The 25,875-nt window shown below is 69.3% G+C and carries 22 protein-coding genes; 12 read left to right on the top strand and 10 right to left on the bottom strand.

Going from position 1 to position 25,875, the window contains the following annotated elements:
* Positions 1-48: 48 nt before the first annotated feature.
* Both JIW86_RS40920 and JIW86_RS40915 read right to left on the bottom strand, forming a co-directional pair.
* Complete coding sequence (locus tag JIW86_RS40920) at positions 49-3,345, bottom strand: patatin-like protein (protein ID WP_257559796.1); 3,297 nt, start codon at positions 3,343-3,345, stop codon at positions 49-51.
* A gap of 507 nt (positions 3,346-3,852) precedes the next feature.
* Complete coding sequence (locus JIW86_RS40915) at positions 3,853-4,521, bottom strand: TetR/AcrR family transcriptional regulator (RefSeq protein ID WP_257559795.1); 669 nt, start codon at positions 4,519-4,521, stop codon at positions 3,853-3,855.
* 165 nt (positions 4,522-4,686) lie between these two features.
* Between JIW86_RS40915 and JIW86_RS40910 the strand changes: the two genes are divergently transcribed.
* The 4 genes from JIW86_RS40910 to JIW86_RS40895 all read left to right on the top strand — a co-directional run bounded on the left by JIW86_RS40910 (position 4,687) and on the right by JIW86_RS40895 (position 7,599).
* On the top strand, positions 4,687-5,718 hold the full coding sequence (locus JIW86_RS40910) for a medium chain dehydrogenase/reductase family protein (protein ID WP_257559886.1): 1,032 nt from the start codon (positions 4,687-4,689) through the stop codon (positions 5,716-5,718).
* Positions 5,719-5,804: 86 nt separating this feature from the next.
* Positions 5,805-6,380, top strand: a complete 576-nt coding sequence (locus JIW86_RS40905) for an ester cyclase (RefSeq protein WP_257559794.1) — start codon at positions 5,805-5,807, stop codon at positions 6,378-6,380.
* 191 nt (positions 6,381-6,571) lie between these two features.
* Positions 6,572-6,937, top strand: coding sequence for a hypothetical protein (locus tag JIW86_RS40900; RefSeq protein WP_257559793.1), 366 nt, complete (start codon positions 6,572-6,574; stop codon positions 6,935-6,937).
* A complete protein-coding gene (locus tag JIW86_RS40895) occupies positions 6,934-7,599 on the top strand; it encodes a nucleotidyl transferase AbiEii/AbiGii toxin family protein (RefSeq protein ID WP_257559792.1) in 666 nt (221 codons plus the stop codon). Before JIW86_RS40900 ends, JIW86_RS40895 begins: the two co-directional genes overlap by 4 nt.
* Before the next feature lie 23 nt (positions 7,600-7,622).
* On the opposite strand, the gene JIW86_RS40890 is transcribed toward JIW86_RS40895, so the two are convergent.
* Positions 7,623-8,888, bottom strand: a complete 1,266-nt coding sequence (locus tag JIW86_RS40890) for a hypothetical protein (RefSeq protein WP_257559791.1) — start codon at positions 8,886-8,888, stop codon at positions 7,623-7,625.
* Positions 8,889-9,211: 323 nt separating this feature from the next.
* On the opposite strand from JIW86_RS40890, the gene JIW86_RS40885 reads away from it, so the two are divergent.
* From JIW86_RS40885 to JIW86_RS40860, 5 genes are all read left to right on the top strand, one after another.
* Complete coding sequence (locus JIW86_RS40885) at positions 9,212-9,760, top strand: NUDIX domain-containing protein (protein ID WP_257559790.1); 549 nt, start codon at positions 9,212-9,214, stop codon at positions 9,758-9,760.
* Positions 9,757-11,160 (top strand): MFS transporter, encoded by a 1,404-nt coding sequence (locus tag JIW86_RS40880; RefSeq protein WP_257559789.1) that lies wholly within the window; start codon positions 9,757-9,759, stop codon positions 11,158-11,160. Before JIW86_RS40885 ends, JIW86_RS40880 begins: the two co-directional genes overlap by 4 nt.
* Complete coding sequence (locus JIW86_RS40875) at positions 11,157-11,600, top strand: NUDIX hydrolase (protein ID WP_257559788.1); 444 nt, start codon at positions 11,157-11,159, stop codon at positions 11,598-11,600. Before JIW86_RS40880 ends, JIW86_RS40875 begins: the two co-directional genes overlap by 4 nt.
* 117 nt (positions 11,601-11,717) lie before the next feature.
* Complete coding sequence (locus tag JIW86_RS41880) at positions 11,718-12,842, top strand: bifunctional class I SAM-dependent methyltransferase/NUDIX hydrolase (RefSeq protein ID WP_322975636.1); 1,125 nt, start codon at positions 11,718-11,720, stop codon at positions 12,840-12,842.
* Positions 12,839-13,600, top strand: coding sequence for a PIG-L deacetylase family protein (locus tag JIW86_RS40860; protein WP_257559787.1), 762 nt, complete (start codon positions 12,839-12,841; stop codon positions 13,598-13,600). The genes JIW86_RS41880 and JIW86_RS40860 overlap by 4 nt, the downstream gene beginning before the upstream one ends.
* 88 nt (positions 13,601-13,688) lie before the next feature.
* On the opposite strand, the gene JIW86_RS40855 is transcribed toward JIW86_RS40860, so the two are convergent.
* The gene (locus tag JIW86_RS40855; RefSeq protein WP_257559786.1) at positions 13,689-14,621 is read right to left on the bottom strand and encodes an RNA polymerase sigma factor; all 933 of its coding nucleotides are present in this window, start codon (positions 14,619-14,621) and stop codon (positions 13,689-13,691) included.
* A gap of 211 nt (positions 14,622-14,832) precedes the next feature.
* Positions 14,833-15,255 carry a hypothetical protein gene (locus tag JIW86_RS40850; protein ID WP_257559785.1) on the bottom strand — a complete coding sequence of 141 codons (423 nt, stop codon included), beginning with the start codon at positions 15,253-15,255 and terminating at the stop codon, positions 14,833-14,835.
* Positions 15,256-15,715: 460 nt separating this feature from the next.
* Here JIW86_RS40850 and JIW86_RS40845 point away from each other — a divergent pair, with 460 nt between their 5' ends.
* Entirely contained in the window at positions 15,716-16,192 is a 477-nt protein-coding gene (locus JIW86_RS40845; protein ID WP_215143665.1) for a lamin tail domain-containing protein, read from the top strand.
* A gap of 130 nt (positions 16,193-16,322) precedes the next feature.
* A complete protein-coding gene (locus tag JIW86_RS40840; protein WP_257559784.1) occupies positions 16,323-16,676 on the top strand; it encodes a transglycosylase family protein in 354 nt (117 codons plus the stop codon).
* Positions 16,677-16,771: 95 nt separating this feature from the next.
* Here JIW86_RS40840 and JIW86_RS40835 read toward each other — a convergent pair whose 3' ends face one another.
* On the bottom strand, positions 16,772-17,680 hold the full coding sequence (locus JIW86_RS40835) for an MBL fold metallo-hydrolase (RefSeq protein WP_257559783.1): 909 nt from the start codon (positions 17,678-17,680) through the stop codon (positions 16,772-16,774).
* Between the two features lie 87 nt (positions 17,681-17,767).
* On the opposite strand from JIW86_RS40835, the gene JIW86_RS40830 reads away from it, so the two are divergent.
* Positions 17,768-18,754 carry an AraC family transcriptional regulator gene (locus JIW86_RS40830; RefSeq protein ID WP_257559782.1) on the top strand — a complete coding sequence of 329 codons (987 nt, stop codon included), beginning with the start codon at positions 17,768-17,770 and terminating at the stop codon, positions 18,752-18,754.
* Here JIW86_RS40830 and JIW86_RS40825 read toward each other — a convergent pair.
* The 4 genes from JIW86_RS40825 to JIW86_RS40810 all read right to left on the bottom strand — a co-directional run bounded on the left by JIW86_RS40825 (position 18,718) and on the right by JIW86_RS40810 (position 25,868).
* The gene (locus JIW86_RS40825; RefSeq protein WP_257559781.1) at positions 18,718-19,527 is read right to left on the bottom strand and encodes a M15 family metallopeptidase; all 810 of its coding nucleotides are present in this window, start codon (positions 19,525-19,527) and stop codon (positions 18,718-18,720) included. The genes JIW86_RS40830 and JIW86_RS40825 overlap by 37 nt on opposite strands.
* Before the next feature lie 1,325 nt (positions 19,528-20,852).
* Positions 20,853-21,332 carry a helix-turn-helix domain-containing protein gene (locus JIW86_RS40820; RefSeq protein WP_257559780.1) on the bottom strand — a complete coding sequence of 160 codons (480 nt, stop codon included), beginning with the start codon at positions 21,330-21,332 and terminating at the stop codon, positions 20,853-20,855.
* An 819-nt stretch (positions 21,333-22,151) separates the two neighbouring features.
* Positions 22,152-23,696 (bottom strand): acyl-CoA carboxylase subunit beta, encoded by a 1,545-nt coding sequence (locus JIW86_RS40815; RefSeq protein WP_257559884.1) that lies wholly within the window; start codon positions 23,694-23,696, stop codon positions 22,152-22,154.
* A gap of 1,284 nt (positions 23,697-24,980) precedes the next feature.
* Positions 24,981-25,868: an isocitrate lyase/PEP mutase family protein gene (locus tag JIW86_RS40810; protein WP_257559779.1), complete on the bottom strand. Its 888-nt coding sequence runs from the start codon at positions 25,866-25,868 to the stop codon at positions 24,981-24,983.
* Positions 25,869-25,875: the final 7 nt, after the last annotated feature.

The raw sequence follows: 25,875 nt of genomic DNA, 5'->3' as shown, positions 1-25,875 counted from the left end.
AGCGCAGCCGGTCCCTCAGCCGCTGTCGTGCCGAGTGCCGTGGCCTCCTCAGCCCCGGCGTACGATCCGGGCCAGCTTGACGACCGCACCGCTGATCACCAGGCTCAGTGCGATTGCCCCGCCGAGGGCGATGAGGGGGCGCCATGGTGACGCCTGCAGCCAGGGCAGCACTGTCTCTCCGACCCAGCCGACGTTCTTCTCGGCGTCGGAGTCGGTGGCCTTCCCGAACAGATCGTCCCGTTTGACCGTCGAGGCAGCCCAGACCCCTGCGGCCAGGAGCACGGCCCCGGCAGCCGGAAGCAGGCGGCGGCTCACGCCCCACGCCGCGAGACCGAAGAGAAGGCATCCAACCACCAGGAGCACGCCTGAGGTGAGCCCCAACAGAGTGTCCTCCATGGACATGAGCCCGGCGGCCACGCCGAAGCAGATCAAAGCGCCGATCGTCAGCCACAGAGGTGATCCGCCGGTGAGGCCGGCTGCCCGGTAGCCCACCATGGTGGCCGTGCGGGCTGAGGAGAAGAAGGGCTTGACCGACGCTGGCGGTTCCTTCACCCCGGTGAGGGCACCAGTCGCCGTGGCCAGTGCCTTGGTGACTGTGCGGGTGAAGAGCGGCTGGCCCAGCTCCTGGGCGAAGGTTTCGTTTGGGACCGGGCAGGTGGCGAGTTTCGCGGCCACTGCCTCTGCATTCGGGAGTGTGACGGCCGCCCCCGGGACAGGTGCGTCGTCGATCAGTTTCCTCTGTTGTCGGCTCCAGTTGCGGGTCATGACGGAGGAGGAGGCGGCGTGCGCAGCGGCCAGGGCCCTGTCCAGGCTCCCGGCCTCGCTGAGGACCTCTCGGGCCCATGAATCGTGACGGGTTGCGGGCGTGCTGAGCATGTGTTCGGCGACAACCGGTAGTTCGTTCGCTGCGATCCATTGCTGCCAGCGCAGTGCCACCCATAGCGAGGTCAGGGGGAGGCCGGCCGGTACGGCTGCGTCGGGGTCGTCGAGATAGTTCAACTCCTTTCGGACCTCGTCGTCGGTGAGGAGGATTTCGGGCTCGCCTGGCCGCTGCACCGGCCAGCCTTCTGGCTGCATGCCGTCGAGCACCTTCTGCTGAAGCTCCTCGTAGAACCAGTCGCACCGGGCTCCTTGCGGAACGTGCGATCGTTCTGCCAGCTCGAGGATTCGCCGTGGATCGAGCAGCATGTGAACGAGCCAGCCGGCACCGTCCAGCCGGCCCCATGCCCAGTCGTTCGCCCGCCACGAGGGTTTGTAGAAGGCCCCGAAGTTGTGGAACTGGCGTCCGGTGAGTTTGTCGGCCGCTCTGACATGTTGAGGGGCGAGAACGGTACGGGTGTCCGCGCTCACCTGGATGAGTTCGACTGGCTGTTCCACATCTACGCCGACGGGGAGCACGGAACGCGTGGCGATGTGCAGGTCGAGCAGACGGTACTGGGCGGTCCGGGGGTTCTGGGTGAGGAACTTCAGGTAGTGATGGAGCGCATGTGAGGCGCGTTGCCGCCGCTCTGCTGCCGTCGGCCGAAGGAAGGGGTCCACCGTGACCGGTGGTGGCCCGCCGCCCTCGCTGATGAGCGTGTCCAGGTCACCGATGAGCTCTGCCAGTTCACCAACGATCCCGGCCAGTTGCTCCCAGCCAACCTCAAAGGAGCTGCCTGAGGGGTTGGCCGGTGCTCTCAGTTGCACTTCGTAGGACATGGCAACTTCGTCGGCTACTTGGGGGAGACTGGGCCATCCGCCTGAGGGCGTCCCCCGGAGGTACCGGAGCTTCGCCTCGACAAGAAGGTCCGTGTCAGGCCGGGCCGAAGCGACGAAGGCTTCGTGTGTTTTGCGGGTCAAAGCCGACAGTACGGTCCAGTCGTTCGGCCTGCAGATGTAGGCCGCTCGCAGCATCGTCAGGACTGTGGCCTTGGCACCGTCGAAGGCGGGCCTGCCGAACGCGGGCGGCTCGATCGGAGGAACCCACCCCCTTGAGACAGCTGCCGCAGCCGCAGCACGGCATTCCTGCTCGGCGCTGCGCCCCGCTTCGAGAGCTCCAAGCCATGCCTCGGGCATGAGGGCCTTAGGCATCGTTGTGACGGCCCGCATGAGTGAGGCGATGACAGGGCGGACGAGCCAGACGGCCTCGCGGGCGCGGTAGTCGGTCAGCATCCCCCGTGTGCTCAGCGGGCCGATGAATCTGCGCCTCGCTCCGATTTCCGCTAGGCGCAGCCGTGTGTCGCGGATCGAGTCGACCCGGTCGTTGTGCCGCCGCAGCGCTGTCAGGTCAGCCCTGATGCTCTGGCCGACAACGGAGCCGAGGTCCTTGAGGAGTGCCTCTCCCAAGGTCCAGGGAGCGTCGAAGGACTCAGTCTCCGAAGGCACCTCGCGTGGGTCTGGTGTTTCACCCGGCGAGGGGACGACGTACAGGAGTACCCGTCTGGCCTGGCGTTCAGCCGGGCTGTCGAAGATGGACTGGAGCAGCGGTCCAATCGGCCGGTTCGCGAGGAGGCCTCCGTCGGCCACCCAGTGATCACGGGTGATATTGGCGTACTCCTTCATCGCGGGGTGGCGCAGGACCTTGGTACCGGAGGCGGGGATCTCCTTTTCGAAGGGGACGAACGCGGGCTCGAATGCGCCGGGATAGGAGGCGCTGCAGCGCGCCGCGAGAGCCACGAGGTCGTGGCGGTCGGGGCTGGTGAGGTGTGTTTCGTCGAAGATGAACAGACCTCGCCTGTCCACGTCCTGGACCAGCGTCCCCAGGCTGTCGGTGAACCGGCTCGTTTCCCCGGTGAGCAGCGTGGTGGTGATGAAGACCTTGGTTTTCGCTTCGGCTTCGGGCGGCAGGGCAGGCGATCTGAAGTGGAGATCCGCCGGCTTCAGCTTCCTGATCCCGTCCAGCAGTTCCTTGAACAGCACGCCGTCGCCCTGCAGCAGAGAGGGAGGCTTGGTCTCCTTCGGGTCGCGCAGCAGGGTGTCGAAAGCGCCGGACTTCAGCCAGAACTTCCGCAGGTCTCCCAGATCGAGGGAGTTCGCACGCGCCAGCCCGAGCAAAGCTCCGTTGATTCCTCCGGCGCTCGTGCCAGAGAGCATGTCCACGCTGACCGTGAGGTCGAGTAGGCACAGGAGCCGGACGTAGAGGTCTCTCACCTTGCCGTCGCAGCTCGTCGCAACGCCGAGCACAGGCTCGAATGTCTCCTGGGCCTCCTGGCGCAGGCGCCGCGGGTAGCGCCGCCAGGCCGCTTGCTGGAGCAGGTTCAGCTCACGGGCGACGCCGCCCATCCAGATCGCGAGGCTCACACCTCCCGTCATCGCGGTGGCGATCCGGATCTCCTGCGTGTGTGCACCGACCTGCTTCACATCCATGCCGTCGTTCCTCCGGCTCGCACCTCCCGTGCCCAGCGCGACCAGAGTCGCCCGGGGCACGATGCCCGGCACGTCGTGGGATGGCATTCGGCTCAGGGGGGCTCTGCCCGACGGGTCTGGATTCGCGCCGCGTGGCACCGTCCCCCTGCATGTCGTCGGTCGTCTCAGCCTCACGGCTACCAGCGAGGGGTCAGACTCTGATGACAGACCAGCGGCCTCGTCCACCGCCGCCCCGAGGTCGCGCCGCGCGCTGTCACTCGAGTGGGAGACACATCCACCCGCCGTGGACGAACAACGACGTAGGCATCACGCGGCCCCCGAATCGGGCGCCCATGGTCATGGCCGTCCTGCCGGCCAAGAATCAGCCCGACCACAGCCGGACGTGAGCACCCAGCTCGACCCCTTCAGGGCTGTTGTGCTGGGTCTGCCTACCTGGAGGTCGAACCTTCATCCCAGGCTGGGCGCCCACATTGTGCAGGGCCGTCGCCCCGGTCGGGGGCGTCGGGGTCAGTGCGCCGACTGCAGGTCTTCCAGTTCGGCCGCGAATAGCTGGGTGGGGTCGAAGCCCATTCCGGTGAAGTGGCCCGCGAGTTCCAGCGAGAGGACACCGTGTAGCCGGGTCCAGAAGATCAGGGCCCGGTGGAGGGTGGCGGCTGGGGCCGGATGCCCCTGCGCCCACTGCCGGTGGCCTTCGAGGTGCGTGGCGAAGGGCGCGGTGGGACCGTCCGAGGGCAGTACGGCGCAGGCATCGAGCAGGGTCGCCATGATCTCGGAGGCGATCGCGGTGACGTCGTCGGGTGCCTGGTAGCCGGGGACGGGGGTGCCGTAGACGAGGAAGTACCGCTGCGGGTCCTCCAGTGCCCAGCCGCGCAGGGCGTGCGCCAGTGCGGCCAGGTCGGTGTCGGCACCGGATTCGTCACCGGACCCGGCGGCCGCGCGGAAGGTATCGGCCAGGCTGCGGTACGCGTCCCTGATCAGCTCGGTGATCAGGTCGTCGCGGCTGGCGAAGTACCGGTAGAGCGCGGGCCCGCTCATGCCCATCTGTTTGGCGATCGCGTTGAGGGAGAGCGCGGTCGCCCCTGCCGTGGCGATCTGCTCCCACGCCCGTTCCTTGACCTCCGCGCGCACCTGGACGCGGTAGCGCTCACGCGGGGTCGTCGTGCCGGTCTCCGCCATGGCCTGCCACCGTCCTCAACACTCATTCGGATACATGTTCAAGATTTAGTTAGAACCTATCACGGCCCCTCTTGACGGCGCCCTGCGAAAAGAGTTACAACTTCTAACGAACGAGAAACCATCTAGCGAACGCAGATCGCAGCCGCACCGGAGGTCGCCATGAACATGAACACCGAGGAACTCGTCGAGATCGTCCTGCCGGGCAAGGTCGAGCCCGAGGGCCTGGAGATCCGGCACGGAGCCGTCCCCGTCCCGGGCACGGGCCAGGTCGTGATCCGGATGGAGGCCACCGGCGTCTCCTTCGCCGAGCAGCAGATGCGGCGCGGCCGCTACTACGACCAGCCGGCGTTCCCCTTCGTGCCCGGTTACGACGTGGTCGGCACGATCCTGACGACGGGCGACGGCGTCGAGCCCGGCCTGGCCGGCATGCGGGTGGCCGCGCTGGTCAAGGTCGGCGGCTGGGCCAGCCACGTCGTCGTCGACGCCGCCGATGTCGTACCGGTGCCCGAGGGGGTCGGCGCGGCCGAGGCGGAGACCGTGGTGGTCAACGGGATCACCGCCTGGCAGATGCTGCACCGCAAGGCCCACGTCAAGGCCGACCAGACCGTCCTGGTGCACGGCGCCAACGGCGGCGTCGGCACGGTCCTCGTCCAGCTCGCCCTCGCCGCCGGCGCGAAGGTGATCGGCACCGCCTCCGCCCGCCACCACGCCGCTCTGCGGGCCAAGGGCGTGATCCCCGTCGACTACCGCACCGAAGACGTCCCCCAGCGCGTCCGCGAGCTCGCCCCCGGCGGCGTGGACGCCGTCTTCGACCACGTCGGCGGCCGAAGCGCGGTCGACTCGTGGCACCTGCTCGCACCCGGCGGCACGCTCGTCTCGTACGGCAGCGCCTCCACCCGGGACGACGAGGGCTCGGGTTCGTGGCCCGTGCTGAAGCTGCTCGGCCGGGTGTGGCTGTGGAACACGCTGCCCAACCGCCGCCGCGCCTATTTCTTCAACGTCTGGGCCGGCCGCGCCTACGCCAAGAACCGGTTCCGGACCCGGTTGAGCGCCGACCTCACCCAGGTCTTCGCGGCCCTCAAGCGCGGCGACATCACTGCCCAGATCGCCGCAGAGCTCCCCCTCGCCCGCATCGCCGACGCCATGCGGCTCGCCGAGTCCGGCACCGTCGCCGGAAAGGTCGTGCTGAACCCGTAGCGCACCCGCCCGTCGCCACTGCTCGCACGCTCCCTTCCTTCCCCCTCCTCCTCCCCCTCCCCCTACCGGAAACGCGAGGCAATGCCATGACCGCCACCCACACCACCCGTCGCTACCGCGCACGGCTGCTCATCCCCGCCGCGATCGCCGCCCTGGCCCTCACGTCCACGAGTGCCGTCGCGCACACCTCGCCGACCACCGCGGCCGATCGGACGGTCGCCGCCCAAGACCACCGCGAGGGTGCGAAGAAGCCGAAGGCGATGCTCGACGCATGGCTCGACCTCTGGAACGGCGATTCCGCCCGGGCGCCGGGCATCATCTCTCCCGACTTCCGGGTCCACGCCGCACTCCTGGACGGCGGAGACGGCAGCTCCATCAGAGGCGTCGACGGCCTGGTCGCCTGGATCGGCCAGACCCGCGCGGCCTTCCCTGACCTGCGCTTCACCCTGCAGGTCGACCCGCTGGTCGACGGCCGCTACGCGTCCGTCCGCTGGACGGCAACCGGCACCTACGCCGGCGGCTTCCCCGGCGCCAGGGCCGAGCCCGGGACCCGGGTCACCTTCACCGGCACCGACACCCTCCGCATGCGAGACGGCAAGTTCGTCGAGTACTGGCTCAACTCCGACACCCTGCAACTGCTCACCCAGCTCCAGGCACTCTGAACCACGCACCGGACCCCGAGCCGCCGCCCTCCTCCTCAAGTCCTCAAGGCGCCGCACCGAGCGCGAGGAACTCGGCAACTGTGCCTCGCGTAGGCCGGATAAGCCACAGGCGGGACTCGTGGTGTAGCCGACGGGGCGGTGTACCGCGTCTGCGGTACCGGAGACGGGCGGGACGCGGGATAATCGGGTCCATGGTCACGCTCTCCTCCAGCAGCGCGGCGCCTTCGGCCGCCGAGGTACTGCACGCCCGGTACGCGGGCCGGCTGCCCGCCTCGCTGGAGAAACTCGCAGGTCCGCGGAACGGCGTGGTCGAGCTGCCACTGCACGTGGCCTGGTCCGGACTGCGGGCCTACGACCTGGACCGCCCGCGCCTTCGCATGGGCCTGTACCGCACCGTCCTGGCAGAAGGGCAGCACGAAGACCTCGTGACCCTGCTGAACCGCGACCTCCTCCTGGCCCAGTGGCCGATCCTGCGCACCCTGGTCAGCAGGCATGTGCGGCAGGTCTGGGAGGAAGCGTTCCCCGAGCTCGCGAGCGCGAGGTCCGCCGCGGCGTGAAGCTGAGCGACCTGCACCAGCGGCTGCTGGCCGCCGTTCTCGACATCGGCGCCCCGTACCCACTAGTGATCACGGGTGGGTACGCCGTCCAGGCCCACGGCCTCGTCGAGCGGCTCAGCCAGGACCTCGACGTCGCCACCGAGAACCCGGCTCCGATGGCGGAGATCGTCACGAGCCTGGAGCAGGGCCTGGCCACACGGGGCTGGCAGGTCCGCGTGATCGACGTGGACGCGCTGTCGGCCCGCCTGATGGCCGCCGACCCCGACACCGGCGAGGAGTGCGAGGTGGACATCCTCAAGGAACACTTCTGGACGCCCCCCGCCCAGACCGAGTATGGGCCGGTCCTCGCCTTCGACTCCGTCATCGGCACCAAGGTCCGCGCCCTGGCCGACCGCGGCGCCGTACGCGACCTCATCGACGTACACGCGGCCTCACGCCACCGCACCACCAACGAGCTGGAGCGCCTCGGCAGGCGACATGGCCGCGACGAGTTCCGTCTCCACGACCTCCGCGACCGCCTCTCCGGCGCGGACTGGGCCGACGACGAAGAATTCGCCGCCTACGGCCTCACCGAGGACGACACGGCCGAGCTGCGCGCCTGGGCCCAGCGGTGGGTGAGCGACCTCGACCGGCGCCTGCACGACGACGGCGACGAGGCCTGACGTCCGGATGCGTGGCACGGCGTTCAGTGCCGGCTCGGTGCGCGGTGCAGGAACTCCAGGCGGTGCTGGGCGAGCTGCAGGTGCCGGGGATCGAGGGCCGGCAGTACGCGCAGGAGGCGGATGAGGTCGGGCCCCGTGTCGAGGGCCGCGTCCGGGTCCTTGAGCTGGGTCCAGCAGTAGAGGGCGCCGGCGGCTGCGGCATGCACCTCGGCGGCGTCCGGGGCGTGGCAGCCCAGACGGGTGCGGGCCGCGCTGGACCACAGCTGGGTCGCGAGCCGGAAGTCGCCCGCCATCCGGGCGAGGTCGGCCCGGATCTCCACCCAGTGCAGCGCCTCGGTCGACGAGGAACCGTGCGTCTGATGGACGTACTGCTCCCACGCCTGCGCGAGCATCGCTGCCTCGGAGTGCCGGCCTGCGGTGGCCAGGGCGTGGATGTGCGGTCGCGGATCGTCGATCGGGGCGGTGGGTGGGGTGTGCTGCGGCTGCGGCTGTCCGCGCTGGAGTTCATCACCCGGAAGAGGGACGGGTTGGGTCGGTTCGGCGCCGGGGCTGCTGTGCCCGGGCGCCGACCGCGCGGACACGCCTGAAGCCGCTCCGGGCGCGGTCGTTACGCCGCTGAGCTCGCGGGCGCCGGGAAGGACCAGGACGCCGGGCGGCAGGTTGGCCGCGCCCACCGCGAGGGCATGCAGCTGCAGGTTGGTGGGCCGGGTGGGGCTGGCCCGGAGCTGGTCGATCCAGGCCCGGGTGTAGCTGCTCACGACCGGGCCCAGGCCGTTCCATCCGGGCGGGCAGACGACGCCGTACACCTCCGCGGACGGGGAGGCGGGCAGGCTGCCGTACTCCTGGAGCAGCGGCCACGCCGCCTTGTCCGCCACGAGATCGAGCAGCACCGTGGTCAGCCCGGCCGGACGGTCACGCAGCTCCGCCCCCAGCCACTCCCAGGGCAGCGCCGTGTAGCGCACCGTGGCGGCCGTCGTCCCCGCGAGCGCCAGATGCATGCGGCTGCCCCGCCGGTCGGCCGTCAGCCGGCCCGTGAGGTAGACCAGCAGCGGACCCGGCGTTGCCGCCGCCGCCCGCAGGCGCGTCAGCACCGTGTTCGGATCCCGTGCCCCGTCCAGGTACGTCGTGTCACAGGCGACATCGCTGTTCAGCACCGCTGACACCGGCACGACGCCCATCGCGGCCAAGTTGGCGCTCGGCGCCACCTGGACACCTCGGCGCCTCACGGCGATGTCCCCCGCTATGAGGAGCACATGGCCCCGCTGCTGTTCCAGCCCGATGCTGCGCATGAACAGACGGTACTCACTGGGTCCGGTGGAACTGTTACCCGCTGACGTCTGCTCCGCGTCCGGCGGCACGGGCCAGCGCCCGTTCCCCTCCCGGCGGGAGCCGGCCAACTGCTGTCCGAGGGGCCGCGCAAGTCCCTGATGGGGTGCTGCGCCGCCGCGGCCACTCGAACGTGTGAGTTCAAACGTGCCCATGCCCGAGGGGACTGGCTTGGACAACGATCCCGCAATCACGTTCGAAGTTTTCGCCCTCCCGGGGCCGTTACGGCACCCAGGGGTGGCGGGTTGTTCGAGCACTGCTCGGTTCCGGCGTCCTGGGAGGACCTTTGCCGACAACGCTCACCCCCCGCACAACCCCGGTCCCAGTCGAACAGAACGCCTCGGAACCTGTTCTCCGCGGACCTGGTTACCGGCCCCTCACCAGCGTCGTCCTGGTTGCGCTTCGCCCCGACGGCAGGACGGCTCTGGTGCGTCACGCCTCCGGCGTCGACCGGGGCCGGCTGGCCCTCGTCGGGGGGCGGCTGGAGGCAGCGGAATGGCTGGACACGGCGGTGCGCCGTGAGGCCCTCCAGAGCCTCGGCATCCGTGTGGAGTCGCAGGACATCGAGTTCGCGGGCCTGCTGCATCACCGATGCGAGTCGGGCGCGGGCCGGCTGTGCGCCATCTTCACCGCACAGCGCTGGGCGGGGGAGCCACGGAACGCCGCGCCCGGTCTGCACAGCGAGGTGGTGTGGGCGGATCCCGGCGGTCTGCCGGCCGACTGCCATCCCCTGGCCCATGCCGTCCTCGACCAGTACGTCGCGGGCACCCTCTACAGCACCGCCGCGTTCCCCTCGGACCTGCCGGGAGCAACGCGGACCGGAGGGCCTGCGTGAACACGCTGCCTGACGCCCGGTCTTCATCACAGGAGCCGGCAGCGGAGGTGTCGTCGCTGTGGCGCCGCCGTGCGTTCCGCCTGTACCTCGCAGGTGAGGCGGCATCGGTCGCGGGATCGTCCCTGAGCATCGTGGTCATCCCGCTCCTGGCGGTGATCGAGCTGGAGGCCTCCACCGGCCAGGTGGCGCTGCTGGCTGTGGTCGGTCAGTTGCCCCCGCTGCTGTTCGCCTTGTACGCGGGGGTGATCGCCGAGCGCAGGCCCAAGCGGATGGTGATGATCTGCGGTGACCTGGTGAGCGCCTGCGCGGTGCTGTCCCTGCCGCTCGGCGCCGCTTCAGGAGCGTTGACCATGGGCCAGCTCATGGTCGTCGCCGTGGTGAACGCGACAGCGACGATGATGCACGACGCCGCGGCGATCAGCATCGTGCCGGCGCTGGTGGACCGTTCCCTGATCCAGAAGGGCAACAGCCGCATCGGGGCGCTCTTCGCCATCGCCGCAGTGTGCGGCACACAGCTCGGGGCGGCGCTCGCCGGTCTGGTCGGGACAGCCCGGGCCCTGCTCGTGGACGTGCTCTCGTACCTGATCAGTGCCTGGTGCACCGCCCGGATCAAGAAGGACGAGGTCTCCGAGGTTCTCGTTGCGGATCACAGGACCGGCTGCCTGAGCGAGGAGATCCGCGAGGGCATGCACTACGTCTTCGCTGACGTCACCCTGCGCACGCTGACCTTGGTCAACGCCACTACCTCGCTCGGCCTCGGCCTGCTCAATACCCTGTGGGCGCTGTACCTGCTGCGCGAACTGGCCATGCCGGCGGGCGCCTTCGGCGCGGTGATGGGTCTGGGCGCGCTCGGCGCCGCCGCGGGGTCCCTGCTCGCACCGGCCATGACGCGACGGTACGGTCCCGGCCCGATGATGCTCGCGGCCCTGATGGTCACGCCCGCGGTCCAGCTTCCGCTGCTCCTCGCCCGCCGCGGCTTCGGATGGCAGATCGCCGTCGCGGTCGCGCTCTTCGTGCAGCTGTGCTGCGCGGGCATGGCCGGCACGACGCAGCGTTCCATTCGTCAATGTGTCGCGGCCGCCGGCATGCAGGCCCGTATGCAGGCGGTCTCCACGTGGCTGACCGCCGGTTCCCGCCCGCTGGCGGCCGTCATCGCCGGTGGGATCGGAAGCCGGTTCGGCGTACGGACCGCCCTCGCGGTCGGCGCGCTCGCTCTGGTCGTCCCCTGCACAGTCTTGTACTTCTCTCCCGTCCGCACGCTGCGGTCCATGCCCGCTCCCGCCCCCGCCGCGCCCCTGCCTGCCCCGGCCGACAGCCGCCCGGACGAGGTGGTACCCGCGACGCCGCCGGACAACGGCGGAACACGGCGCGGTGGCGCGGTCGCGGGAGGCGGGGCATGAGCGCTGTTTTGAACGTCGTCGGGGTCCATCTGCATCTGGAAGACCCGGAGGGACGGGTCCTCCTGGGGAGGCGCCACCCCGACTCCGCGTACGCAGGCGACACGCACCACTATCTGGCGGGCCACTGCGAGCAGGAGGCAGCGAGCGCCGGTCTGGTCAGGGAGGCGTGGGAGGAAGCCGGGCTGAGGATCGACCCGGGCGACCTCGTGCTCGCGCACCTCGTCCATGTGATCGACGAGCCCGGCACCCGTCCCAGGCTGCAGCTCGTGTTCCGGGCGCGGCGGTGGAGCGGTACCCCGCGGGTGCGGGAGCCGGACAAGTGCCTGTCCTGGGGTTGGTGGAGCCCGCACGCCCTGCCCGAGCCGATCGTCCCCTACACGAAGGCCGCGATCGAAGGGATCCAGGCCGGGCGCCTCTACACCGAGATGGGCTGGGGCTGAGGTGGTGCGGCGCAGCGCGGGGTACGCAGGCGCCCGGTGGCTGGAAGTCGGCCTGGCGCATCTCCGCGAAGACCGGCGTCCTTGAACCCTTCACCACCACACGGAGGAGTAGCTCACTTGGGGTATGTCAGGCAGGACGAATGGCACGAGCACTACGCCGCTGGGAAGGGCTTCCGGCCGCTCAGGGAGAGGGAACGGGCCCTGCTCACGGAGCACGTCCCCGCCCCGGAGGGCGGGCGGGCCCTGGAACTGGGGTGCGGGACCGGGGAACTCGCCGTGTTCCTGGCCGGCCTCGGCTATCAGGTGGACGCCGTGGACTACGCCGCGAGCGCCGTCGACCGAGCGCGCGCCGAGCACGCGGGAGCCGGCCGCGTGCGGTGGCTGGAGCTGGATATCGAGACGGGCGATGCTGCCGGGCTGAGCGACGAGGGCTACGACGTGATCACCCTGAGGCTGGTCTATCCCTTCCTGCGGGACCGCACCAGGATCCTCCACGGGCTCGGCGAGCGGCTGCGGCCCGGTGGCACGGTCGTGGTGATCACGCCGCTGAAGGAGAACACCCCGGAGGAGCGACGCGACATCGCGCTCGACGAGGCGGAGATCGGCGTGCTCACCTCCGGCTGGGAGCATGCCGGGCGGTTGCCTGCCGATGAGCTGGCGATGCTGGTCCTGCGCGGGCCCTGCCACGCGCACACCACGGCCGCGGAGAAGGGCCCCACCACCGGGCACGCGCTGACCGGCGCGTACGCGATGGTCACCGACCCTGCGGGCCGTGTTCTGCTGGGCCGCTCCACCCGCGGGATGTGGGAGCTGCCCGGAGGGAAGAACGCCGCCGGCGAGGGATTCGAGGCCGCGGCCGTACGCGAACTCGCCGAGGAGACCGGCCTCCTCGCCGCGGAGTCAGACGCGCATCTGCTGAGCGTGCTCCTGGACGACGCCCAGGGCCTGCCCCGTCTGACCGCGGTCGTCCGCATCGCCGCCTGGAGCGGAGAGCCGGCCAACCGGGAGCCGATGTTGTTCGAACGCTGGGAGTGGCACGACCCCCACTCCCTGGCCTGCCTGGGACCCGTTTTCACCCCAACTGCCCTGGCCCTGAACGCCGTGTGGCCCGGCATCATCAGGAGCCTGCCGCCCGTGCGTGCCTATGAGGCCACGAGCGGGGCCGCGCGGGCCCACCGCCTTGAACGACACGCCGGCCGTGCCCACGGAAGGCCTCCTCTCATCTCCCTGGAGAACCCGTGACCGTGCCGAGCCTGATGGGCGTCTTCGCCCACCCCGACGACGAATCCCTGGCGGCCGGCGGAGTCCTGGCCCAGCATGCCGCAGCCGGCGCCCACACAGCCGTCGTTACCGCCACCTGGTCCCCCGACAGCCACCGCGCCGGCGAACTCGCCGAAGCCCTGCGCATCCTCGGGGCCGGGGAACCCCGCATGCTCGGCTACGCCGATCACCGGATTCCGTCCTCGGCGCCCGGCCAACCGCGGCTCTGCGACGCCCCGCTCGACGAGGCCGTCGAACGCGTCGTCGCCCACCTGCGCGCCTTCCACCCGGACATCGTGCTCACCCACGACGCCTACGGATCCTCCGGCCACCCCGATCACATCCGAACCCACCAGGTCGTCCTCCTGGCCGTACATGCCGCCGGGCTCGAGGACCTCTACCCGCAAGCCGGCCCTCCATGGCAACCGAGCGCCCTCTGCCTTTCCGCACACCCCCACTCGGGAGCCCGCGACCTGGGCGACCTGGTCGCGGGCGTGGGCAAGCGTCTGCGCACCGTCCCCGACGACATGATCACCGCGACCATCGATGTCCGCCCCTGGATCGCACAGAAGTGGGCCGCCATCCATGCGCACCAGTCCGAAGCGGCCCGGGCCCGCTCCCTCCCCGGCCTGCTGTCCGGGCTCCCGGCCAGGGCCCGGGAAAGGATCCTGGCCACCGAGTGGTTCATCCGCCACGAACTCACCCCCACACCCGGAGGCCCGCGAGAACTGACCGCCTGACATCGAAGTCGACTTCGGGACCGGACCCGAGGCAGAGGAGGCTGAGGCGCGGGAGCACCGGGGTGGAACAGCCGCGGGCTCGGAGGTGTCAGAGCTCGCCGCGGTGCCGGTGCTTGTCGGACGCGTGGTCGCGCCGGGGGGTGAGTCCGGGGGTGCGGGACCGGTCACCGAGGTGGGTGCGGTACAGGTCACGGAGGTAGGGAACTCCCTTCTTGGCCGCGAGGGCGACCATCACCGGGTACACCTGGGGCTGGGTGAGCAAGTCGATGGCGCTGTTCGAGACCGTGTCGAAGGGGACGTGTTCCAGCACCTTGTACAGCCCCACGAGGGCTCCGCCCGGCAGGATGACGAGCGCTCCCTTCGCGGCGGCTTCGCGCAGAACCTCGAGTGCGCGCTGTGCCTGCGTCTTGACCGTCGATCCCGGCCGCTCCAGCAGGTCGCCGGCTGCTGCCGCCGGGACCTGGAAGGCCTTGTGGACGACAAGGGCCTCCTGCTGCCGGACGGGCAGCCGGGAGAGCGCGGAGTACAGGACGACCTTGTCGATGAGCGCCTGGGCCGGGTCCGCGGTCGCGCCGTGGCCGAAGTCCTCAAGGAGGACGGGGGAGGCGTGCCTGATCGTGATGGTGAAGCCGTCCGTGGTCACGATGCGGTAGGCCGCGCACTTCTTGTAGACCTTGTTGCGGGCCGTGCGCCAGATCGCCCGCTCCGGGCGGTCCCAGCGCCGGAAGCACCGGTGCGCAGTGATCATCGTCTCCTGAGCGATGTCCTCCGCGACCTGCCGGAAGTCCTCGTTGTCCGGCAGGAGTCCCTCGAGCCTGTCCAGGCAGTAGTTGCGCACCCGTGGCTGGTAGAGCAGGAAGAACCGGTCCCAGTCGTCCAGGTACCGCATGCACCGGCCGCACCAGCGTGACGGGTCGAGGTACTCCGCCGTGCCGTCTCCGGCACGGGCCTGAGAATCCAGCAGGTCGACGGGGGCGGCGCAGTTCAGGCAGGGCGTAGCCAGGGGTGTCAGGTTCGTCATCTCGGTTCTCCTCACGACCGCCCCGTGTGGGTCGGTCGCAGCAGGTGAGGCAAACAGAACCCGATTTGGACGGGGCCGGAGAGAAGAACTTCAAAAGATCTTGCTCTGGTAGCCCGCACCGGTCGGGAGTTCACAGAACGGCATTGCGACCGGCCTTGCCGGGAGCGGAAGGGATTCGAACGAGACGGGTCAGGGCCGCAGGTGCAGAGCGTTACCGCGCCCCGCTCGAGGACGTTCGATAGCCGGCCACGAGCTGTTGCGCGTACGCATCCTCTGGGCCGAGATCCTGGACCGCTCGAGAGGCCTCCTGGACCCGACCCGTCTCGCACAACAACCTGACAAGGCGATACAGGGCGCCACTGTCGCCGTCCTGAGCACGGTGGCGCAGCGCGGCGTCCATCTTCCGTTCGTGAAGCGATCTGTTGAGTCTGCGGCGCGCGTGGACGTCCGTGAGTGCGAGTTCCGTGAGTTCCGGGAACCGCTCCGCACAGACGAGCAACCGCATGTGCCACAGATGGTTGTCGTGCGCGTGGGAATCGGTGGAGTAGCACTCGGCGCGGACGCTGACCAGTGCGATGGCCGTATCCCAATCGCCGAGCTGTTCCGCTGCCCGGACCTGCTCGAACCACTCCATGGGACGAGTATCGCGTAGCGCTCCCCGGCAGTGGCCCGTCTCGCTGTTGCCGCGTCCTCCGGGCATTCGCCGGGGTCGTACCCGTACGTCAGAACGGAATGGCGTACCGGCGTGCGAAGAAATGGCAGAAGTGCTTGTTACAGAGGCCTTAATCCATTCGGCGCACCGCTCGCAGGGCGGCGTGAGTGGCCGGCTTGCTTGGGCGGAAGGCCCCGGCCCCGATGCCGCACGGGCCGTCTCGATCCCTCGTACGGGCGCCCGTCAATGGGGGGTTGACGGGTGTCTCTTACAAGTGAGAGTTACGGACATGTCCGTATTAGGTAACACAGGTCCCGGGTTGGGGTGTTTGGCGGTGAGTGAAGCCAGTGTGTGGCTCCCCGGCAGGTCGCCGGGAACCGCACGGAGTCCGTCCGGCCTGTACGAGGCCGGACCGGGCTGACTTTTCGAAGGAGTCGTCTCCATGTCTGCTTCTCCCGCCACCCGCCGTCTTCTCGCCGCGGTGCTGGCCGCCGGCGCCCTGGTCGGCGCGGCCGCCATCCCCGCCGCCGCCCACGACGACGACCGGCGCGGCCACCGTGGCCCGCACTCCTCGATCGTCATCGGCGACGTCCAGAACGACAGCCACGGCCGCGACAACCGCGCCCTGAACCGCGAATGGATCGAGGTCAAGAACACCGGCCGGCACTCGGTCGACCTGCGCGGCTTCACCCTCACCGACAAGCAGGGGAACCGTTACCGCTTCCACGGCTTCCGCCTCGACGGCCGCTCCAGCGTCAAGGTCCACACCGGCAACGGACGCGACACCCACCACGACCTCTACCAGAACCGCCGCCACCAGATTTGGGACGAGCGCGACACCGCCACCCTCCGCGACGACCGCGGACGCGTCGTCGACACCGAGTCCTGGGGCCGCCGCGGGCACCACCACAGCCGCTAGCCCCATCCGGCAGCCACACCCACAGGGAACGTGAGCTGCCGGCAACTGAACCGGACGGCGTGCCACGGCAACCCAGCCGCGGCACGCCGCCGGGAACGGCAAGAAGTCGTGGACAGCGGAGGGAGCACTGATGTCTCGTTTCCAGGACAGTCGGCGAACCGGAAGCACCTTCACGGCACTGCTGTGCGCAGTGCTCTTGTGTCAGGCCATACTGAGCGTTTCCAGTGCCGATGCGGCCGCAGCCTCGAGACCTCGCGTCGACTGGGACGCGATCGCCCAGTGCGAGTCTGGTGGCAACTGGCGTGCCAACACGGGCAATGGGCACTACGGCGGACTGCAGTTCACCCAGTCGAGCTGGAAGGCCGCGGGTGGCCGCAGGTACGCCGCCCGGGCCGATCTGGCCACGAAGTCGGAGCAGATCGCCACTGCCAGGCGGCTGGCTGCGATCCAGGGCATGGGTGCTTGGACGTGCGCCCGCCGGTAGAGATCAACCGGTAGAGATCGAGCAGAGGCATCACCCGTTGCGGGGCGCGCGCTGCGCCCCGCGGCGGGTCTTCGGCGTGCCGGGAGACGGCCCGCTCACCGCCTCCCGTGGGGTGTCAGGGTGAAGGCTCCGCCCGACCTGCGGACCTCCACCGCTCCCGGGCCGCCGAAGTGGGCGGGGACCACCAGTTCCCGGATGTCCGCGGCCCGTTCGAGGATGCGGCGGCGGGTGGCCACCGCCTGCTCCGCGTCCAGGCAGAAGCAGCTGTTGCAGGCGGGATCGAGGATCTGTACCGGGTTGTGCACGAGGTCGCCGACGAAGACCGCCCGGTCGGTGCCGGAGCTGAGGCGCAGCACGCTGGAGCCGGGGGTGTGGCCGGGTGCGGATTCCAGGGTGAGGTGCTCGTCGATGCGGTGCGTGCCGTCCCACAGGACCGCCTGCCCGGACCGGTGGACGGGCGCGATGCTGTCCTCGTAGATGAGCCGGTCGTCCTGGCGCAGGCCCTTCGCGTACGCGTTGCCGGGCCCGAAGTGGAAGTCGTCGGCCGCCGGGATGAGGTACTGGGCGCGGGGGAAGGTCGGCACCCACTCCCCGTCGGCGTCACGGGTGTTCCAGCCGACGTGGTCGGCGTGGACGTGGGTGTTGACGACGGTGTCGACGTCCTCCGGCCGGATCCCGGCCCGGGCCAGGCCGTCGAGGAAGTCTCCCTGCCGGTGGTGGAAGGCCGGCGAGCCGGGCCGTTCACGTCCGTTGCCCACCCCGGTGTCGACGAGGACCGTCCGTCCGGCGCTGCGCAGGACCCAGGTCTGCAGGGCCATCACCGCCAGGTCCTGGTCCGGCTGCCAGTGGTCCGGCGCCAGCCAGTCCTCGTTGTCCTTCCACAGCCCCGCCGTGGACTGCGGAACGAGGTCGCGGGCCGGGCCGAACGGTCCCGCCCACTCGGTGATCCGGATGACCTCGACGTCCCCCAGCACGAGGGGCTGTTCACTCTCGTTCTTCTCCATGCCCTCGACCCTACGAAGGGGCCGGTGAGCCTCTCAATACCTGTTTTGCTCAGGGGAATACGCGTGCGGCTCAGCTAGCCTGGCCGGATGGACGTGGTGAGCGACGCGATCTCGGCCGTGCGGATCGGGCGGCCCTCCTCCGACCGGTTGCGGGTGGGCGGGAGCTGGTGCACGCGGCTGGCGCCGTACGAAGGCGCCGGGTTCCACATCGTGCTGGAGGGCAGCTGCTGGCTCCTTCCCGACGGCGGCTCCCCCATCGAGCTGGGCCCGGGCGACGCGGTGCTGCTGCCGCACGGCACCGGGCACGTGATGGCCGACTCCCCCGCCGACGCGGCGGCCGTGGAGCGGGCCGTGCCCTTCGAGCGGCTGGCCGCAGTGGAGCGGCGGGCCGGGGCGCCGGGGCCGGGCGGGGCGCGGGGGCTGCGGACGGCTGGGGCGCAGGAGCTGCGGACGGCCGGGGACGGCGCGGGCGTGGTGGAGCTGCTGTGCGGCAAGTACCGGCTGGACCGCAGCCGGGCGCATCCGCTGATGGCGGAGCTGCCGGAGGTCGTGCACCTGCCGAACCGGGCGGGTGCGGCTCCCGAACTCCGGTCCGCGATCGGCCTGCTGGGCCGGGAGCTGGACGGGCTGCGGCCGGGCTCCGCCATCGCGGTCCCGGGCCTGCTCGATCTGCTGCTGGTCTACATGATCCGCTCCTGGACGGCCGAGGGCGGGACCGGGGCGTGGCCGGCCGTCCTCGGCGACCCGGTGGCGGCCGCCGCCCTGCGGGCGCTGCACGCGGACCCGGCCGCCTCGTGGTCCAACGAGCGGCTGGCCGCCGCGGCGGGGGTGTCCCGGCCCACCCTGGCCCGGCGGTTCACCGCGCTGGTGGGCCGTCCCCCGATGGCCTACCTCACCTGGTGGCGCCTGAACCTGGCCGCCGTCCGGCTCCGCGACACCGCCGACTCGCTGTCGGCCGTGGCCCGCGGGGTGGGTTACGGAAGCCCGTACGCCCTTTCGCACGCCTTCAGCCGCGAGTTCGGCACCACTCCGGGGCGCTACCGGGCGGGCTTCGACACGGGGAAGTCGAAGTAGGTGTCGGGGAAGGGTTCGTCGCGCAGGGTGTAGTGCCACCACTCCTCCGGCAGGTTCTTGAAGCCCGCGGTTTCGAGGGTGCTCTTCAGGAGCAGCCGGTTGGCCTTCTGCTCGCCCTGGATCCGGGGGTCGAGGGTGTGGGAGAGGGTGTCGAAGCAGTCGAAGCCGGTGCCCATGTCCACGGAGTTGTCCGGCGCGCGGTCCTCCTGGGCGGCGTAGCAGGGGATGAGCGGCCGGTCCGGATCGTAGGGCGGGGTGGGCCGGACGGGGAGCTTCACCAGGGTCAGGTCGAGGGTGCTGCCCCGGCTGTGGCCGGACCGCTCGGCGATGTAGCCGTCTTCGAACAGCCGGCTTTTGTCGACCTGTGGGTAGAACTCGGCCTTCATGGCCTGGTCGTCGAGGTCCTTGGCCCAGGTGACGAAGTGGTCGACGGAGCGCTGCGGCCGGTAGCAGTCGTAGACCTTGAGGGAGTAGCCCTGGCGCAGCAGGGCGCGCTGGGCGCGGTGCAGGGCTTGGGCCGCCGGCCGGGTGAGGATGCAGGTCGGCTGGAGGTAGCCGTTGATCGGCACGCCGACGAAGTTGTTCGGCGTGTAGTAGCGGATCTCCTGGCGGATGGTCGGGTCGACGTCGCTGAGCGCGACGAACGCCTTGGGCGGCTTGGGCGCCGCTGCCGCGGCAGGCGCGGGTGCGAACGGGGGTGCGGCGGCGGACACGGCGACGGCGACCGCGGCGGACAGGGCTGCCGCGCGTGCGGTACGAACGAGGACGGACATCCTCCCATTCAGCCCGCCGCCGAACGGTCCTGGCCAGTCGACTTTCGGTGAGCCCGGCTGGTTTATGGCGTATTCGCGTCTTCAGCGCCCGGTGATCGCCGAGGATCGTTCCTGGGCTCGAGCGCCGGGCGCTGACAGCCCGGCTTCTCCGGACCTGCACGGGTGGCAGGTCCGACTCGCTGGCCGTGCTCTGCCCGAACGTCCCGGACGGCGAGCGTACGTATGCGCTGTGGTCGCCAAGGACCCCTGACAACAGGCTGTTGCCGACCGATCCGAAGGCCACCACGGTCACGGCCACCGAGCTGGAGATCCGCCCCTTGGTGACTGTCGCCACCGGGGGACGCCTCAATGACACCGGCTCGGACACCCTGGTCACAGACCCGAACGCGCCCATCATGCGGCAATGCACAGACGCCGCGCTGTGCGACCCGATCGCGGCTACCGAATCAGCAGGTGGAACACATCCACGAACGCGTGCGAGCCGCCGTACTCCCGGGCTGATGCCAGCCACCATCAGGAGCTACGCGGGCGACACGACCGCGCCGGGAACACCTACTTCTACACAACACAGGCTCTGAGGACCGACGGCAGCGCGGTCGCGACGTACGCGTGGGCGCATGTCCGCCCAGCTCTCCTTTGGATCCGGCCGCCTGTGACCACACAGGGCTTCCAAGTGCCTCAAACGCCTTCGTGCAGGGGATGGAGGAGAAAGCCAACGACCGTCGTCGTGGGCCACCCCGGCGTCCCACACGCCACCTACGCCGACCGCTACACCCGCAGGGCTTACTGCGCTGCGAGAACCGGCCCGTTGGAGTGTTGGCATATGGCAGCGCACCTGCCGGGCGTGGCCGCAGCAGACTTCAGCGCCTGCGAGACCTCTGGCCTCGCGCACGAGGCAGAGCTCGAGCCTGATTCGCCAGGTCATCAGCTAGGTCCTGATCAGCGAAGGGCGGAAGACCGTCCCCGGCGCCGCAGCAGGCAGGCTTCTTACGCTCTCCCTGGGGAGGGCGCTCCAGACCAGCCAGTGCATAGAGAAGCGTGTAGACATCGATGTGTGGATCGTCATCTTGGTGTGGCCCAACGAGGACCACTGTCGCCTCGTCCTCAGCCGTGAAGGCCACTACCACTCGCAAAGACCGAACCAAGTGCTTTACGCACAGGTGCTCGACCACGTCTCCCGTGAGCCTGTACCCGAGCGCCTTGCAACCCTGACTCCTCAGCTCTTGCAGGAACTGGTCGTATGAACTGCGATCAGTTCGGCGCAGTCCTGCGATCTGCTGCTTAGCAAGTGGTGTGACGGTAACCATGACGGACACCGACGCAGCCTAGTGGCCTCGAACCGCCAGTTCCTCGTCTTCGGTCAAAGCCGGTTCGGCCTTGCCCTCTCGGAGCTGTCCGAGGCTGGCCGCCAAGTCTTCTCGATCAAGCAGAGCCGCATCTTGCAGTCGATACCACACAGCGCTGAGCAGGTCTCTGCTCCGGCCCGCCGCCCGCAGATCTCTCACGAGATGCAAAACCTGGTGCAGCCGGACTGGGTCGACTCTCTTTGGGTGCTCGCTTGCCAGCGCCAGCACGCCCTCCTCGACCCAGGCTCGGACTGTGCGATCACTGAGGTCGAGCAGAGAAGCCGCTGTCTTCACTCGAATCGGCTCAGCGTTGCTGAGTGCGTCCTCAGCGACATGCCGGAGTTCCGAAGCATTGGCCGGCTGCTGTTCCTCGATCTGCTCAGCAACCGCCTCCACTCTCTCGACACGGTCAAAGAGTGCTCTGACCTGGGCTTCCTCACGATCCAAAGTCTGAGTCACGACTACCTCCTCCCGGTTCTTACTTCAAAATATTCCCCATTATTTAGAACCCGCAACCGCTACAGGCAATTCTTTACACACAACGTTGACTCGCTCGCACCCGCTCAGGCCGCTCACCCTTACGGGAAGCGCCCCCCAGCTCGACCCATCCCCTCCGCCACCCGAAGGCAGCCCACTCCCGGGTTCCAAAGCGAACATTTGCGCTAATTACTGGATGAAATCGGGTCCACTACACCGTGCGACCCAAGCCGGACCGCGGCGCTCCCGCGCACACGGCCGCACTCGAGATCCTCGGCAAGCCGTGCAGCGCCTGGGGAACCCGCGGGCTGCGGTTCGGCTGGGCGCTCGTCTGGTCGGTCGCGAAGGCCAGCCTCTGGGGCGAAGCCGTTCGAGACGAGAGAGGCCGGTCAGCCCGCACTGCTCCTGACCACCCTCGGCGCCCTGCTCACCGGCTGGAGCGTGCGCGGCGTCACACTGCAAGGCGCCTCACCAAAGCCCGCCGGGACCGGCCGCGCGATCCTCGCCACCAGGCGGAACGCCACCATGCCCTTCGTCAACGGGCGCAGAGCCAGTCGACCCGGCACGCCGCATGAGGGAGCCGCATGAGCCCTGCACGGCCGACGGCGACTGGGTCCGCGGCAACACGATCGGTCGGCCGTGGGCCGTCGGTTCTTTTGGGGATGACGGTCCTGTCGTCTGCTCTGGTCGGGTTTTCTCAAATCAGCGACTCAGAAGCAACAGGAGTCATGCCAGAGCGCTCACCATGGTTAGCCTGGAGCATCGCCGCGTTCTGGATTGAGCCGAAGCGAAGGCACTACGTCACATCGGCGAGTTGCCGTGCTTGCGGGACGGCATGCCGGCTCGCTTGGTCCGGAGTATCGCAAGTGAGCGGATCAGTACCTCACGGGTCTCTGCAGGGTCAATGACGTCATTCACCAGACCGCGCTGAGCAGTGTAGTAAGGGTGCATTAGTTCGCGCTTGTACTTCTTGACCAGATCTTCGCGCATAGCATCGGGGTCGTCGGCCTCAGCTATTTGCCTACGGAAGATGACATCGGTGGCGCCCTCGGGGCCCATCACAGCCATCTCGTTGGTGGGCCAGGCGAAGGAGAGGTCGGCGCCGATGGAGCGGGAGTCCATGACGACGTAGGCACTGCCATACGCCTTGCGAAGGACCAACTGGATGCGCGGCACGGTGGCGTTGCAGTAGGCGTACAGCAACTTGGCAGTGTGCCGAATGATGCCGCCGTGCTCCTGAGCGAGACCAGGCAGGAAGCCGGGGACGTCAACCATGGTCACCAAGGGGATGTTGAACGAATCGCAAAACTGCACAAAGCGAGCGGCCTTCTCCGTTGCCTCGGTGTCCAGTACCCCCGCCAAACGCCATGGCTGGTTGGCGACAATGGCTACGACCTGACCGTCGAGACGGCTTAGCGCGCAGACGACGTTGGCCGCCCACCGCTCCTGGACTTCCAGGAGTTCGCCGTCGTCAACGATCGTCTCGATGACTTTGCGCACGTCATAGGAGCGGTGGCTGTCGGCTGGCACCAGTTCCAGCAATGCCTCACAACGTCGGTCAGGGCGGTCGGTAGCCGACACCGCCGGCGGCGCTTCCTGGTTGTTGGACGGGAGCAGGGAAAGTAGCTGGCGTACTTCGTTCAGGCAGGTCTGTTCGTCGTCATAGACGAAGGCGGCCGTACCGGAGACTTCAGCGTGTACATCGGCTCCGCCAAGGGTGTCTGGGGACGTGTCCTCCCCGGTGACAGCTCGGACCACGTCCGGTCCGCTGATGAACATCTGAGAGATACTGCGGACCATGAAGACGAAGTCGGTGAGCGCCGGTGAGCAAGCGGCGCCACCGGCATACGGACCCAAAATTACGCTGATCTGCGGGATTACTCCCGAAGCCTGAGCGTTGCGTTGGAAGATGCCGCCGTAGCCTGCAAGGGCAGTCAAGCCCTCCTGGATGCGCGCCCCGCCCCCGTCATGGAGGGATACCAACGGTGCACGGGCTGAGATGGCCATGTCCATGAGCTCGTGGATTTTTGCGGCATGCGCCTCCCCCTGTGCACCACCGAAGATGCGGAAGTCGTGGCCGTAGACGAAGACCGTGCGGCCCTCGACCGTGCCCCAGCCGGTGACTACCCCGTCGGTGTACGGAGCCTTGTTCTCCATACCGAAGCCGGTGGCCTGGTGCTGACGCAGAGGGTTGACCTCAGTGAACGACCGCTCGTCGAGCAGTAGACCGATGCGCTCTCGAACCGTCAGCTTCCCCATGGCGTGCTGTCTCTGGGTTGCCGACTCGCTGGGGCCGTGTGAGATTTGATCTTTGACGTTGCGTAGGTCAGCCACCTGGCCTCGGATATCGACTGGGGTGGCCTCCTCGTACGGCGTAAACGCTGTCTCGGATGGAACCTGGCGGCTGTTGTCCGGGATGGTCTCCGTGACAGGGTGGTATTCGCGTATCGCCTTGCTGGGAGGCGGTCCGTCGCTGCGCGTCTTCTCAATTTCCGGGCCAGGAAGCTCAGACGCAGCCGTGCGCTTGCGTTGGACTCGCAGAAACTCGAGCTTCTGCCAGCGAGATCTCCACTCGCGGAGCCGTGGGTCGTCCCGGTGGACAGGCCGATCATTAGGATCCCCGAAGGCCAGCAGGGTGCCCACCAGGGCGATGAGGAAGTCCAACCGTGGGAGCCGCTTACCGTTCAGCGCCTCACTGACTGCGGAGGCGGACAGGGGTCGTCCCTTCGGCGCAAGGGCCTCGATCTGCCGGTAAGAGGGGTTGCCGTGCTCGATACGTAGGAGAGTCAGGTCAGAGGCAAACGCTACCAATGCATCTGCAAAGTCCCCGTGCCGCTGTTCATCGCTCCCTCTTCCCTGCGCCATGCCCATCCCCCCAGCTCGTCGGCCCTCCAAGGTGCCCAAGACCGAACTCCCACGAACAGCGCCGGACAAGGCCAGTGTTCGGCCGAACCACGCGAGTGTACGTCGCCGTTCTGCGTTGATCGGCTTGCTGCGAGATTGTTCGTCCCGTAGGGGCGTTGGCCTCGATGCACGGTGAGCTGGGAGGCATGGACAAACAAGAGAACACCTCAATCAGTCCGCCCGTCGCTGACGCAGCACCGCCTGCCACGCTGCGCGAGCGAGTGGTCGATCTACTCGCTCTGCTGGCCCTACTCACGGGGGCCTGTGCCGTTTTTGCCGTTGCAGGTGCTGAGGCGTTCGCAGTGGTGACCAGCGTGGGCATGGGGCTGTTTTCCACCTGGCGTGCCCGCCGTTAACGGCGCCAGATGGAGAGGGCGAGCGGTGGGGGCCGAACGCTTGGCCACCCATCAGCACGATGGGCGATGCCCAGGTGGGGCGGCCGGCGCTCACCTGACCTAGTAGATGGCCGTCCCCCGGCGTCTCGGTCGCCAACCGCGCCATCTGCGGGCAGTGATGGCCTGCGCGGCACAGGCAGAAAGGGGGACGCCAGCCGACGAGTCCACCACGCCGATGCGCTGGCGCTCCGTTCGACCGGCCCCGGGTGACTCTGTGCACGAAGGTCTCACCGGCGCGCGGGGCGGCCCGCCGAGCACGGGCCCCTGCTCGGGCTAGGTGTCTTCGTCGCGAACTGCCGGAGCAGCAAGCCGTCGATGAGCGGGTGGCGGGTCACACAGCTCGACCGTCTCGGGATGCGGTGGGCTCCGTGAACAGGGTGTTGGCGTCGGCGTAGGGGAGGGTGTCCGCGCCGAAGGTGAAGGTGCCGGACTCGGTGATCTCCCGGGCGGCCCGGGTGAGGGCGCCGAGTGCCGCGCGGGACAGGGCGGATCCGGTGCTGATGCGACGTACTCCGAGGGCGCCGAGGTCGTCGACGGACAGCTTCAGGGCGCCGCCCATCAGGACGTTGACGGGCCGGGTCACCGAGGAGCAGACGGCGGCGATGGCTTCGGCGTCGGGCAGGGCGGGGGCGTAGAGCACGTGAGCGCCGGCGGCTTCGTACGCCTGGAGGCGGCGGATGGTGTCGTCCAGGTCGGGGCGGCCCTGGAAGAAGTTCTCCGCGCGGGCGGTGACGGTGAAGGGGAAGTCCAGCCGCTCGGCGGCCTCCACGGCGGCGGCCACCCGTTCCACGGCTTCGGCGAGCGGGCGGACCGGGCTTCCTTCGGGTCCGGTGTCCTCGCGGCCGGTGGAGTCCTCGACGGAGCCGCCGACCAGGCCCGCGGCGGCGGCGAGGCGGATGGTCTCGGCGACGTCCTCGGGGGTGTCGCCGAAGCCGCTCTCCAGGTCGGCCGTGACGGGCAGGCCGCCGGCCTCCACGATCAGGCGGGCGTTGTCGAGGATTTCGGCGCGGCTGACCCGGTCGGTGCCGTCGGGGCGGCCGAGGCTGTGGGCGAGGCCGGCGCCGGTGGTGGCAAGGGCGGCGAAGCCGAAGGCGGCCAGGATGCGTGCGCTGCCCGCGTCCCAGGGGTTGGGGACGACGAACGGGCGGGGGCCGTGGTGCAGGTCCCGGAAGGCGATGCCCTGCCGGAGTTGGACGTCGGTGGTGTGGTGCGGGGTCATGGTGTTC

It is taken from the genome of Streptomyces sp. NBC_00162, assembly GCF_024611995.1.
Classification (GTDB): domain Bacteria; phylum Actinomycetota; class Actinomycetes; order Streptomycetales; family Streptomycetaceae; genus Streptomyces.
The sequence above is the reverse complement of the archived record's forward strand: the minus strand, read 5'-3'. Positions and strand labels throughout refer to the sequence as shown.

Bases quoted from the DNA above. Each gene is read 5' to 3' on its own strand.
- JIW86_RS40840 (WP_257559784.1), top strand. From the start codon at position 16,323: ATGTCTCGTTTCCAGGACAGTCGGCGAACCGGAAGCACCTTCACGGCA.
- JIW86_RS40920 (WP_257559796.1), bottom strand. From the start codon at position 3,345: ATGGATGTGAAGCAGGTCGGTGCACACACGCAGGAGATCCGGATCGCC.
- JIW86_RS40850 (WP_257559785.1), bottom strand. From the start codon at position 15,255: ATGGAGTGGTTCGAGCAGGTCCGGGCAGCGGAACAGCTCGGCGATTGG.
- JIW86_RS40835 (WP_257559783.1), bottom strand. From the start codon at position 17,680: ATGGAGAAGAACGAGAGTGAACAGCCCCTCGTGCTGGGGGACGTCGAG.
- JIW86_RS40810 (WP_257559779.1), bottom strand. From the start codon at position 25,868: ATGACCCCGCACCACACCACCGACGTCCAACTCCGGCAGGGCATCGCC.
- JIW86_RS40845 (WP_215143665.1), top strand. From the start codon at position 15,716: ATGTCTGCTTCTCCCGCCACCCGCCGTCTTCTCGCCGCGGTGCTGGCC.
- JIW86_RS40915 (WP_257559795.1), bottom strand. From the start codon at position 4,521: ATGGCGGAGACCGGCACGACGACCCCGCGTGAGCGCTACCGCGTCCAG.
- JIW86_RS40830 (WP_257559782.1), top strand. From the start codon at position 17,768: ATGGACGTGGTGAGCGACGCGATCTCGGCCGTGCGGATCGGGCGGCCC.
- JIW86_RS40890 (WP_257559791.1), bottom strand. From the start codon at position 8,888: ATGCGCAGCATCGGGCTGGAACAGCAGCGGGGCCATGTGCTCCTCATA.
- JIW86_RS40875 (WP_257559788.1), top strand. From the start codon at position 11,157: ATGAGCGCTGTTTTGAACGTCGTCGGGGTCCATCTGCATCTGGAAGAC.
- JIW86_RS40910 (WP_257559886.1), top strand. From the start codon at position 4,687: ATGAACACCGAGGAACTCGTCGAGATCGTCCTGCCGGGCAAGGTCGAG.
- JIW86_RS40905 (WP_257559794.1), top strand. From the start codon at position 5,805: ATGACCGCCACCCACACCACCCGTCGCTACCGCGCACGGCTGCTCATC.
- JIW86_RS40900 (WP_257559793.1), top strand. From the start codon at position 6,572: ATGGTCACGCTCTCCTCCAGCAGCGCGGCGCCTTCGGCCGCCGAGGTA.
- JIW86_RS40855 (WP_257559786.1), bottom strand. From the start codon at position 14,621: ATGACGAACCTGACACCCCTGGCTACGCCCTGCCTGAACTGCGCCGCC.
- JIW86_RS40825 (WP_257559781.1), bottom strand. From the start codon at position 19,527: ATGTCCGTCCTCGTTCGTACCGCACGCGCGGCAGCCCTGTCCGCCGCG.